The sequence below is a fragment of the Clostridium tarantellae genome (assembly GCF_009295725.1).
Lineage (GTDB): Bacteria > Bacillota > Clostridia > Clostridiales > Clostridiaceae > Sarcina > Sarcina tarantellae.
On sequence record NZ_WHJC01000256.1, the window covers coordinates 1 to 4,813 of the forward strand.

Below are 4,813 nucleotides of genomic sequence, written 5' to 3' on the forward strand. Positions count from 1 at the left end.
GATTTAATATTCTTTTATGCTATATTTAAAAATTTTTGTATTAACTAATTATAGTTTTATATAATATTAATTTAAGATTTTATAGTTTATAAATGAAATTTCATAATCATCTATAATTTCATCTTTATTTAAATCATATTGTTTTATATTATCCCAATTTTCATAGGTTTTATCCTTATTAAAAATCTTAGATACTAAGGATAAATCTCCAATATCAAAGGAACTATTATTATTTAAATCTCCTGTATTTTCAGTTATTATTAATGAATGAAATATTTCTAATGCAGTTTTTAATTTTTCTGTTGCTTCATTTATTTCATTTTCAGTTACAGAAGGATTTGCAATAACTTTTTCAGCCTGTTCTATGGATTTTTGTAAATTATCCTTAGTCCCTTTATGGTATTGTCCTACATCCATACCTTCCTGTGTATTTCCATAAATATCTTTACTTTCTTTTATTAAGGCAGTTAAATTAGAAAGATCTACTTTATTAGATTTTATAAACATTGCATTAGCCCAATCTGCATTATCGTTTTTATTGTGACCTACTTTTTCTACTATTAATTCTACTTTTTTTACTCCTGTTATATCTAGTTTAATAAATTTCGCTGGATCTTTTGACTTCATAACATCACTATCAAATGATAATTCATCATCTAAAAATACTTTAAATCTTATACCATCACTTTTTCCACCACTTACATCTTTATCTAAACCCACATAACTTTCAAAGTAGTTATAGTCTTTATTTTCTATATTATATATAATGTTTGAATCTGCAAAAGTACCTAGTCCTTTTTCATAAATTACTGAATTAAAACCATCTCCTAAAGTTATTAAACCACCATAAGCTGATTTATCTCTCATTACAGAACCCCATTGTGCATTGGCTTCTTCCCACTGTAAATCACTTAAATAATCTCCACTTACTATATTTACCTTACAATTAACTTCTGTTTCTACATTATCTATATTAACCTTACCTTTAACGTCTATACTACCTTCTTTATTTAAGCTTTCTAAATTTATTTCATTCCAATAAACAGGAATAGTTTCTTCCATTTCATCAGTATATTTTATATTTAAAACTTTAGGCATTACAGGGTATTTTCCTATTAAAGTTTCAACTTCTACAGGAGTAGTTTTTTCAATATCTCTAACTGTAACTTGTGCTATAAGGTCTTCATCTAGACCTATAACTTCACCCTCTACTTGAAAACTTCCTAATTCATTACATAAATCTTCATTTATATTGTCCCATTTTACATTAAAAGTTTTAGTTACATTATCTTCTGTTTTTAACTGAACCTTTTTAGGTAAATTTAAATTACTGCCCTTTAAAATTCGTATATCAATTTTTTGATCTTCTAAAATTTCATATGGAGCATCTAATTTATTAATTTCCATAGGGTCTGATTTTTCTAAATCTATAGGTCTAAATTTTACATTATAAACATATTCTTTGTCTGCTTGTAATAAATATTCTGGATGAGCTTTATGCCCCCAACTATTATCTCCACCTAATCCCATTTGCTTATAATTTATATTTAAAGCTATATCATCTATTCTTTCTAACTCATGTGGATGAGCTTTACTTTCAAGTTCTTTTTCAGTATAGTGAAGAGCTGTAAATTCCATAGTAGGATCACCAGATACCATTAATCCTACTCCCTCATCATTAGTTAATGTCATCCATCTTACATCTGTTTTATTTCCCATTTCACTTGGTTCAATATATGGGAAAAATTGATCTTCTACTGTACTATCATATTTTCCAACTTTTGAACTTCTTTTTCTATCCCAATAATTTTCATGTGGTCCTCTACCATACCAAGATAAATTTTCAAATTCTGATTTCACATTAAACTCCATCCCTATAGCTGGAATTTCTGGCAAATTACTTCCAGGAGTTAAAGTTGAATTTATTACAATTTCTCCATTACCATAAATTTTTATTTTATTAATATATTCTGAATCTACTGTAGTTGGTAATGTAGCTTTAACATTTATTGTTATAACATTATCATCTTCTTCAACATTAATTTCTTTTATTTTTCTTTCTTTTCCTGCATCTCTCCAAGTTTCTAATCTTGTTGGCATATTATTTCCTTTATCATTATCTATAGGAGCTCTCCAAAAATCAGGTTCTATGGGTGTACTTAATAATTCTTTACCTTCATATTTAAAGGAGTCTATATTGCCTTTTTTCTTATTAAAATTAACTTCAAAATCTTCTCCTATTATTTTTACATTATTTTTATTATCCTTAACAGATAAGTCTTCTAAATCATCATAATCAGCTATATTTTTATTTTTATTTGAAAATTCTACTTTAAATTGGTCATAAGCAACTTCATGTCCTGCTTTTGCCCATTTTTTATCTTCTTTACTTTTAAAGGTTACATTTAACCAATATTCTGATCCTTTTTCTATATTTTCAGGTTTAACAAAAGGTATTTTTACTTCTTTATTTTTTAATGGTTCTATATCTAAATTTAATTTACCACTTTCAATTATTTTATCATCTTCTTTTAATTCCCATATACAATCATATTCATTTAAATTAGTAAATAAATGTTCATTTTCAACTAAAATTAGTCCGTCATTTACATTTGAATCTTTTATTGATATATTTTGATAATTATACTTAAGTTCTTCTAGTTGAGGTTTAGGAGTTCTATCAGCATTTAACACTCCATTAGCACAGAAATTATTACTATTAGGATTATCACCCCAATCTCCACCATAAGCTAAATATTTTTCTCCATCTTCTGTTTCTTTATATAAAGATTGATCAACCCAATCCCATATGAATCCACCTTGTAAATTATTATATTTCTCCATAACATCCCAATATTTATCTAGATTACCTAAACTATTTCCCATAGCATGTGCATATTCACAAAGAATCATAGGTTTCTTTCTACCTGATTTACCATAATCCTCTATATCCTCTGGTCTCCAATACATTTGGCTATATATATCTGACACACTTTCATCACTATACTCTGCCTTGTCATAGTGTACTGGTCTAGTTAAATCTTTTTCTTTAATCCAGTCACTCATTACATTGAAATTTGTACCTCCACCTGCTTCATTTCCTAAAGACCATATTAATACACTTGGATGATTTTTATCTCTTTCTACCATATTTTTAACTCTATCTAAGCAAGCTCCAGTCCATTCCTCAAGGCTTCCAGGTAAATGTTCACTAACTCCATGGGACTCTATATTGGCTTCATCAACTAAATATAATCCATATTCATTACAAAGCTCCATCCATGCTGGATTATTAGGATAGTGAGAAGTTCTAACTGAATTTACATTATTAGCTTTCATAATTTCAATATCTTCAATCATACTTTCTACAGAAACAGCTCTGCCAACTGTAGGATCTGTTTCATGTCTATTAGTTCCTTTAAACATAATAGGTTGTCCATTTAATTTCATTTGACCATCTTCTATATAAAACTCTCTAAAACCAACTTTAGTACTAACAGCTTCCATTTCTTGTCCGTCTTTATCCTTTAATGAAATTATTAAAGTATATAAATTTGGATTTTCTGCTGACCATTTCTTTGGATTTTCAATATTAACATTACTTTTTAATACTACTTCTGTTGCACTATCATTAAGGTCATTTGCATCAGTAAAGTTAGTGTTCATAGCAATTGGATTATCTAATACTTCATTATAATTTTCATCATAAAGCATGGCTTCTACTTTATATTCTTCATTATTCTTTTTATAATTTGATAAATTTACTTCTAATTGTAAATTAGAATCAGTAAAAGTATCATCTAAATCAGTTTTTACAGTAAAATCTCTAATTCTAACATCAGGAGTAGAATATATAGCTACATCTCTAAAAATACCACTTAATCTTATAAAATCTTGATCTTCTAACCAGCTACCATCACTCCATCTATAAACTTGAACTGCTATAGTATTTTCTCCTTTTTTTAAATACTTTGTTATATCAAAATCCTTAGCAGTATAACTATCTTCACTATATCCTACCTTTTCTCCATTTATCCAAACATAAAAGGCTGATTCAACCCCTTGAAAAGATAAATAAACCCTTCTGTTTTCTTCAAGCCATTCTTCATCTACATTAAAAGTTCTTTTATATGAACCAACAGGATTAAATTCTGTAGGAGCATTAGGTGGCTCTGGATTTTCTACTCCTGTCCATGGATATTTAGTATTTGTATATATAGGCTTATCATAGCCCTCTGTTTGCCAGTTACTTGGAACTTTAATTTTATCCCAACTGCTTGTATCATAATCTTCTTTATAAAAATTCTCTGGTTTATCAGCTGGTTTATTTACAAAGTTAAAATCCCATTGTCCATTTAAAAGTTTATAATAATCTGAATCAACTCTTATACCTCTTTCTGCAACAGTTTTTTTCTCATACTCTAAAGCAGTATCACTATTTTTATAAGATACAAAGGTAGCATGAGCTTTTTCTCTATTTTGTTCATAAACTTCAGGATTATTATTCCACTCAGTAACTTCCTTTGGTAATAAATCAGTTATTCCCTTAGCGCTTACTAAAATTTGTTCTGACATAGTTACAATAAAGGATGTAGCAATTATTAATGATAATGTTTTTTTATTAGCTTTAATCAAAACTTTCCCCCCTAAAAACTCTTTTACTATTTATATATTCTGTAATTCTATATAATATTATTATTTGGAATAATTTTTAATATTTTATTAATTGTAATTTTATTAAATAATTAACTTTTCTTATAAAATTTAAAATAAGAGAACTTTATGGTAGAGTATATTTCTATATTAATAAAAT

The 4,813-nt window shown here is 27.2% G+C and carries 1 protein-coding gene; it reads right to left on the reverse strand.

Features of this window, described 5'->3' with window-relative positions; all coding sequences use genetic code 11:
* Positions 1-66 precede the first annotated feature (66 nt).
* Positions 67-4,635: a beta-galactosidase, LacZ type gene (gene lacZ, locus GBZ86_RS12710; RefSeq protein WP_152891212.1), complete on the reverse strand. Its 4,569-nt coding sequence runs from the start codon at positions 4,633-4,635 to the stop codon at positions 67-69.
* Positions 4,636-4,813: the final 178 nt, after the last annotated feature.